The sequence below is a fragment of the Mycobacterium sp. ABE4_509 genome, from assembly GCF_056160785.1.
On sequence record NZ_JBSWXU010000203.1, the window covers coordinates 1 to 7,191 of the forward strand.

8 protein-coding genes are annotated in these 7,191 nt (G+C 69.7%); 4 read left to right on the forward strand and 4 right to left on the reverse strand.

The window, feature by feature from the left end; translation table 11 throughout:
- Positions 1–45: 45 nt before the first annotated feature.
- The 3 genes from ACXAID_RS26075 to ACXAID_RS26085 all read right to left on the reverse strand — a co-directional run bounded on the left by ACXAID_RS26075 (position 46) and on the right by ACXAID_RS26085 (position 2,354).
- Positions 46–957, reverse strand: a complete 912-nt coding sequence (locus ACXAID_RS26075; RefSeq protein WP_475025077.1) for an ABC transporter ATP-binding protein — start codon at positions 955–957, stop codon at positions 46–48.
- Positions 950–1,612, reverse strand: coding sequence for a TetR/AcrR family transcriptional regulator (locus ACXAID_RS26080; RefSeq protein WP_475025078.1), 663 nt, complete (start codon positions 1,610–1,612; stop codon positions 950–952). Before ACXAID_RS26080 ends, ACXAID_RS26075 begins: the two co-directional genes overlap by 8 nt.
- A 61-nt stretch (positions 1,613–1,673) precedes the next feature.
- Positions 1,674–2,354, reverse strand: coding sequence for an O-methyltransferase (locus ACXAID_RS26085; RefSeq protein WP_475025079.1), 681 nt, complete (start codon positions 2,352–2,354; stop codon positions 1,674–1,676).
- Positions 2,355–2,532: 178 nt separating this feature from the next.
- Between ACXAID_RS26085 and sigE the strand changes: the two genes are divergently transcribed.
- From sigE to tatB, 4 genes are all read left to right on the forward strand, one after another.
- Positions 2,533–3,354: an RNA polymerase sigma factor SigE gene (sigE, locus tag ACXAID_RS26090; protein ID WP_475025080.1), complete on the forward strand. Its 822-nt coding sequence runs from the start codon at positions 2,533–2,535 to the stop codon at positions 3,352–3,354.
- A 72-nt stretch (positions 3,355–3,426) separates the two neighbouring features.
- Positions 3,427–3,819 (forward strand): anti-sigma E factor RseA, encoded by a 393-nt coding sequence (gene rseA, locus ACXAID_RS26095; protein ID WP_475025081.1) that lies wholly within the window; start codon positions 3,427–3,429, stop codon positions 3,817–3,819.
- Positions 3,820–3,901: 82 nt separating this feature from the next.
- Positions 3,902–5,389 carry a serine protease HtrA gene (htrA, locus tag ACXAID_RS26100; RefSeq protein WP_475025082.1) on the forward strand — a complete coding sequence of 496 codons (1,488 nt, stop codon included), beginning with the start codon at positions 3,902–3,904 and terminating at the stop codon, positions 5,387–5,389.
- A gap of 2 nt (positions 5,390–5,391) precedes the next feature.
- A complete protein-coding gene (gene tatB / locus ACXAID_RS26105; RefSeq protein WP_421458938.1) occupies positions 5,392–5,811 on the forward strand; it encodes a Sec-independent protein translocase protein TatB in 420 nt (139 codons plus the stop codon).
- A 117-nt stretch (positions 5,812–5,928) separates the two neighbouring features.
- Here the strand turns inward: tatB and ACXAID_RS26110 are convergent, their stop codons facing one another.
- Positions 5,929–7,053, reverse strand: coding sequence for an Mrp/NBP35 family ATP-binding protein (locus ACXAID_RS26110; RefSeq protein ID WP_475025083.1), 1,125 nt, complete (start codon positions 7,051–7,053; stop codon positions 5,929–5,931).
- Positions 7,054–7,191 lie beyond the last annotated feature (138 nt).

Sequence of the window (7,191 nt, forward strand, 5' to 3'; positions counted from 1 at the left end):
GGGCCGCGTGCCGGGCCCGGGCCGGGCGGCGCACGGCGGTCGCGCTCACGGCAGCACTTCCTGATACTCACGCAGGAACAGTTCCTCGAGTGAGGCCGGGGCCACCGTCAGCTCCTCGATTCCCAGGCCGGTGAGGTCGGACATGGCACGGTCGAGATCGGCGCGGTCCACCGAGAATCGCACCTGCCCATCCTCGAGGGTGAGGTCACGCACGTAGTCCGCCCGGCCCAGGCCGTGCGCATCGAAGCGGGTGCGGGCGGTGACGGTGGTGGCCATCAGGTGCCGCATCTGGGTCAGGGTGCCGGATTTGACGGTCCGCCCCGAGCGGATGATCGTCACTGTGTCGCAGAGCTTTTCGACCTCGGCGAGGATATGGCTGGACAGCAGCACCGCGGCGCCCTGGTCGGCGACCTCGCGAACGCAGTCCTGAAACCTCTGCTCCATCAACGGATCCAGGCCGGCTGTCGGCTCGTCGAGGATGAACAGCTCGCTGACCGTGCTGAACGCGGCGACGATCGCCACCTTCTGGCGGTTGCCGGTGGAATACGTCCTGGCCTTCTTGGTCGGGTCCAGTTCGAAGCGTTCGATGAGTTCGTCGCGGCGCCTGACATCCACCGCATCGCCGCGCAACCGTGCCAGGAAATCGATGGCCTGCATGCCGGTCAGGTTCGGCCAGATCGTGACATCGCCCGGCACGTAGGAAATCCTGCGGTGCAACGAGACCGCATCGCGCCACGGGTCGCCACCGAGCAGCCGCACGGTCCCGTGGTCGGCCCGCAGCAGCCCCAGCAGCACCCGGATGGTGGTGGACTTGCCCGCGCCGTTGGGGCCGAGGAAGCCGCTGACCCCGCCCGCCGCGACCTCTAGATCCAGGCCGTCGAGCGCCTTGGTGCGCCCGAACGACTTCGACAGCCCCTTGATGTCCACGGCCAGCGGGGCGCCGTCGGTGTCAGTCATCGTCAACTCCTTCTGCCGACGTGAACGGGACCCCAGCGGCGCGTTTGGCCAGAAACGCGTCGTACATCGTCGAGGTCGTCATCAGGCCGTTGGTGTAGAGCTCGAGGGCCGGCAGCACCATGTCCTCGCTGTAGTCGCGCAGGACGGCGCGCAGGTCCGAGGGGGTGTCGTGCATCTGCAGATACAGCAGGAAGCCGCCGCCGCCGGACATCGCCAGGAAGCGGGCCCGGGCGCGGGGGTCGGCGCTCGGCTTGATGGTGCCGGCGTGCACTCCTGCCTCGATGTACTGCTCGGTGTTGTCGATCATGGTGCGCCACATCGCTCGTGCCAGCTCGCCGCCGGTCTGCAGGCTGCGCGCCAGGTAGCCCATCATCGGGGCGTAGTCCTCGATCTCGGCCATCTGCGCGAACCAGGTCGCGGTATCGGTGGCCTGGACCGACTCGGTCTTGGTGGTCAGCACCGTCTCGGCGATGTACTCGTCGCAGGCTTTGCGCAGACCTTCTTTGGAGCCGAAGTGGTGGATCACCAGTCCCGGGCTCACCTCGGCCGCGGTGGCGATCGCCCGGACGCTGACCGCGAAGCCCTCGCGGCCGAACAGGTCGATGGCCGCGTCCCGGATCCGCGCTGCGGCGGTCAGATCGTTGCCTGAACGCACGTTCAATAGATTAAACGCGCATTCAGTCCGTGGTCAAGCAGCCGGCGAGAACCGGCCCGGATCAGTCGCGGACGGCGGCCAGCAGCCCGTCGCCGAGCGGGATCAGCACCGGGGTCAGCCGGTCGTCCTCGGCGATCAGGCGGGCGGCTTCGCGGACGGCGCTGACCTCGGCGTCGTTGGCCGACGCATCTCCGGCCCGGCCGCCGAGCGCGGCGCGGTGCACGATGACCGCACCGCCCTCCCGGAGCAGGCGTACGCCCTCGACCACGAACTGGGGTTGATCGGCGGGGTCGGCGTCGATGAAGACCAGGTCATAGCTCTCGTCGGCGAGCCGGGTCAGCACTTCCTGGGCGCGTCCGCTGATCAGCCGGGTGCGCCCGGGGCCGACCCCTGCCTCGGAGAACGCCTGCTTGGCGATGCGCTGATGCTCGGGTTCGACGTCGATAGTGGTCAGCACGCCGTCCTCACGCATGCCCGACAGCAGCCACAGGCCGCTCACCCCGGCGCCCGTGCCCACCTCGACCACCGCGCGCGCATCGGTCATCTTGGCCAGCACGCACAGCAGCGCACCGACCGCCGGGGTCACCGCACCCGCCCCGATGTCCACCGCCCGCTCCCGGGCGGCGGCCACGATGGAGTCCTCGGAAATCGATTGCTCGGCATGGGTGACGATCGCCTCGGCCTTGCTCGTCGGCGCCGCGGATTCGCCGGAGCCGGCCGCGGGCTCGTCGGTGCTGGCCATGCCCGCAGCGTAGAGCGAACCGCCGGTGGCCGGTGCCGCGACACGCCCGGCCCGAGCGGTCATAATTGCTGTGACGGAGACCCTGTTTGCGCTGGTTGGAAATGGGGTAACGAGCTTTCTCAGGAAATGTTCAGTTTGCTCATATGCCCGCCACACCACCGCGGGAGACGGTAGCCGCATGAGAGACGGCGCATCCAGCGCACGCCGCGACAGTTGGCGCCCGGGGAACAACTCCCCAGCGCGCCGCGTTGTCGATACCGAGCGGTCGTCCCACGACGACCGTTGCCCTCACGACCTGGAGGATCTGACGACCACGCAACCCGCATCCGCGACCCCGCCCGTTGCTGCCCCGGTCACCGCGCCCGTGTCCATGGCGCACCTCGAGCAGTTCACCGACGGTGAGTGGGTGGAGCCGGCCGACGAGATGACCGGAACGGCCGTCTTCGACGCGACCGGGGACATCGCTGCGATGCCGAGCTGGGACGAGCTGGTGCGCCAGCACGCCGATCGGGTCTACCGGCTGGCCTACCGGCTCTCGGGCAATCAGCACGACGCCGAGGACCTGACCCAGGAGACGTTCATCCGGGTGTTCCGGTCGGTGCAGAACTACCAGCCCGGAACCTTCGAGGGCTGGCTGCACCGCATCACCACCAATCTGTTCCTGGACATGGTCCGGCGGCGCGGGCGGATCCGGATGGAGGCGCTGCCCGAGGACTACGACCGGGTGCCCGCCGACGAACCCAACCCGGAGCAGATCTACCACGACTCGCGCCTCGGGCCGGACCTGCAGGCGGCCCTGGATTCGCTGCCCCCGGAGTTCCGCGCCGCGGTGGTGCTGTGCGACATCGAAGGTCTGTCCTACGAAGAGATCGGCGCGACCCTGGGGGTCAAGCTGGGCACGGTGCGCAGCCGCATCCACCGTGGTCGTCAGGCGCTGCGGGACTTCCTCGCCCGCCGCGACGCCGGCGAGCTGCAGTGGGAAGCCAGCCGCTCGGCCTGAGGTTTACGCGCTGACTCACAGCTTGGCGCGCTACATTCAAAGCAGCCTTGTCGAGCCGAGAGGAGTTGGACGATGTTCGATCACGAACGCTTCCGACGCGCCTTCTCCTGGCTGCCGGCGCACTTCGCATCGCAGAGCGATGCCCCGGTCGGACCCCGCCAGTTCGGGTCGACCGAACACCTTTCGACCGAGGCGATCGCCGCGTTCGTCGACGGCGAACTGCGTATGAGCGCGCATCTGCGCGCCGCGCATCATCTGTCGTTGTGCGCCGACTGCGCAGCCGAGGTCGACGCGCAGCGGCAGGCCCGCGCGGCGTTGCGCGATTCGTGCCCGGTCGACATGCCGAGCTCTTTGCTGGGGTTGTTGTCGCAGATCCCCAACCGTTCACCGGTCGAGCCTCCGGAAGCCGTCGACGCGCCGCAGTTAGCTGACGACGCACGGCGCGCTCGCCGCAAGCGCCGGTAGGGTGGAAGCGGATTCTTTAGAGCGATGTGCGTCGGCGATAGCTGACGCCCTGATGGACGGTTTTCGAGAAGGGCAATAACGGGTGAGCAATCTGGACCAGACCGGCCGGGATCGTCTCGAGCCGCGCCCCGTGTCCCGTCCGCCGGTGGACCCGGCGGCCCAGCGCGCATTCGGCAGGCCGGCAGGCGTGGAGGGCTCCTTCCTGGACGCCGAGTCGCACGCCGACCAGGGTGAGTACACCCCCCAGGACCAGGCGCCCGACCCGGTGCTCGCCGAGGCGTTCGGCCGCCCGAACCCCGGAGCCGACTCGTTGCAGCGCCATCCCACCGACGCCGGCGCCCTGGATGCCGACCGCGACGGCGGCGCAGCCGACGTCGACGACCCGTGGCGCAATCCGGGCGCACCCGTGGGTCTGGGCACCCCGGCTCTGGCGCCCAGCGCGCCCGTCACCCCGCCCGCTCCGGTAGGCAAGCTCGGTGTCCGCGACGTGCTGTTCGGCGGCAAGGTCTCGATCGCCGCGCTGGTGGTGCTCGGCATCGTGGCGCTGGTCATCGGTGTCGCCGGCGGATGGGTGGGACGCACCACCGCCGAGGTGGTCCAGGCTTTCACGACGTCGAAGGTCACCCTGGAGACCAGTGACAACCCCGAGGTGCACGGCGGGCCGTTCGCCGAGGTCGCCGCCGCGGTGGCCGACTCGGTGGTGACCATCGAGGCGACCAGCGACACCGAGGGATCGCAGGGTTCCGGCGTCGTCGTCGACGAGCGCGGCTACGTGGTGACCAACAACCACGTGATCTCCGAGGCGGCGAGCAACCCCAGCCAGTTCCAGATCGCGGTGGTGTTCAACGACGGCACCGAGGTTCCCGCCAACCTGGTCGGCCGCGACCCCAAGACCGACCTGGCGGTGCTCAAGGTCGACAACGTCGACAACCTGACCGTGGCCCGGATGGGCGATTCCGACAAGCTCACCGTCGGTGAAGAGGTGATCGCCGCCGGCGCCCCGCTCGGGCTGCGCAGCACCGTCACCCACGGCATCATCAGCGCGCTGAACCGCCCGGTGCCGCTGTCGGGCGACGGCTCGGACACCGACACCGTCATCGACGGTGTGCAGACCGACGCGTCGATCAACCACGGCAACTCGGGCGGCCCGCTGATCAACATGAGCTCCGAGGTCATCGGCATCAACACCGCGGGCAAATCGCTGTCGGACAGCGCCAGCGGCCTCGGCTTCGCGATCCCGGTCAACGAGGTCAAGCAGGTCGTCGAGACCCTGATCGAGGACGGCAAGATCGCGCATCCGACCCTCGGGCTGACCGCCCGCTCGGTGAGCAACGACCTCGCCAAGGGCGCGCAGATCGCCAACGTCAACGCCGGCGGGCCCGCCGAGCAGGCCGGGATCATGGAGAACGACGTCGTGGTGAAGGTGGGTGACCGTACCGTCGCCGACGCCGACGAGTTCGTCGTCGCCGTGCGGCAACTCAAGATCGGGGAACCGGCGCCCATCGAGGTCGTCCGCGAGGGGCGCAACGTGACGCTGACGGTGACCCCCGGCGCGGACACCAGCACCTAGTCATGTTCGCCAACGTCGGCTGGGGCGAGATGGTGGTCCTGGTGATCGCCGGTCTGGTGATCCTCGGGCCGGAGCGGCTTCCCGGGGCCATCCGGTGGACCGCCGGGGCGGTCAAACAGGCGCGTGACTACCTGACCGGCGCGACCAGTCAGCTCCGTCAGGACCTCGGTCCGGAGTTCGACGACCTGCGCGAGCCGTTGTCGGAGCTGCAGAAATTGCGCGGGATGACCCCGCGTGCGGCGTTGACCAAACACCTGCTCGACGGCGACGACTCGATCTTCACCGGCAAGTTCGACGCGACGGACGCCGGCACACCCGAGAAACCGCAGTCCGGGCCCGGTCCGGGGGCTGCTGCCCCCGGCGCGCCGGCACAGCCGGGCAAGCCCGCGGCGCAGACACCGTTCGACACCGACGCCACCTAGAGGACCGGGTCGCCCGGGTCGCCCGGTCGCCGCGGCGGCCGATCCCGCCGAACTCGCATTCCGGCAGAAGAAGTGCGAGTGCAGCGCGGCCGGAATGCCGTTTCGGCGGTGGTGCGGTCAGCGACCGGCGGGATCGAGCCCGAGAGACATGCCGGCCAGACCACGCTTGCGGCTCGACAGGGCGTCGGCCACGCCGTGCAGTTCCTTGCCCGCCGGCGAGTCCGGTGCGCTGAGCACCAGCGGGACACCGGTGTCGCCGGCGCCCACCAGTTCGGGATCGAGCGGCACCTGGCCCAGCAGCGGAACCTCCGCGCCCACTGCCCGCGACAGGCTCTCGGCGACATGGCGGCCGCCGCCTTCGCCGAACATCTTGATCACCGGTCCGTCGACCATGTTCTCGACGACCCCCGCGATGCGCTGGCGCGTCTGCAGCGCGATCGCGCCGGCGCGCTCGGCCACTTCGGCGGCCGCCATCTGCGGCGTCGTCACGACCAGGATCTCCGCACCGGGGATCAGCTGCGCCACCGAGATCGCGATGTCACCGGTTCCGGGCGGCAGGTCCAGCAGCAGGACGTCGAGGTCGCCCCAGTAGACGTCGGCGAGGAACTGCTGCAACGCGCGGTGCAGCATCGGGCCCCGCCACACCACGGGGGTGTTGCCCTGGGTGAACATCGCGATGGAGATGACGCGCACGTCGTGGGCGATCGGCGGCAGGATCATCGAGTCGACCTGGGTGGGGCGCTCGGTGGTGCCCATCATCCTGGGCACCGAGTGCCCGTAGATGTCGGCGTCGAGGAGGCCGACGGACAGTCCGCGGGCGGCCAGTGCGGCAGCCAGGTTCACCGTGATGCTGGACTTGCCGACGCCGCCCTTGCCGGACGCCACGGCGTACACCCTGGTGAGCGAGCCCGGCTGGGCGAACGGAATGACCGGCTCCCGGGAGTCGCCGCGCAGCTGTTTGCGAAGTTCGGCGCGCTGCTCGTCGTTCATCACGTCGAGGCTCACCCGGACCGAGCCGGTGCCGGGAACGTCGCTGGCGGCGCGGGTGACCTGATCGGAGATCTCGGTCTTCTTCGGGCATGCGGCGGTGGTGAGGTAGATCTCGACGTGCACCGACCCGTCGGCCTCGACGCTGACGTCCTTGACCATGCCCACATCGGTGATCGGGCGACGCAGTTCGGGGTCGATCACCTTGGTCAGCGCCGAGCGCACCGCGGCTTCCAGGTCATGCGGAGTAGACATCACGGTCGAGTCTAGGCCGCAGGTGGGGGCTGACCCCAAAACGGGCAGACGCCCGAGTTCAGCCGAGCGGTCCGGGCGCCGGGCCCAACGCGGGTGCCGGTCCCGGCGCGGGTCCGGGTGCGGCAGGCATCCCGGGCG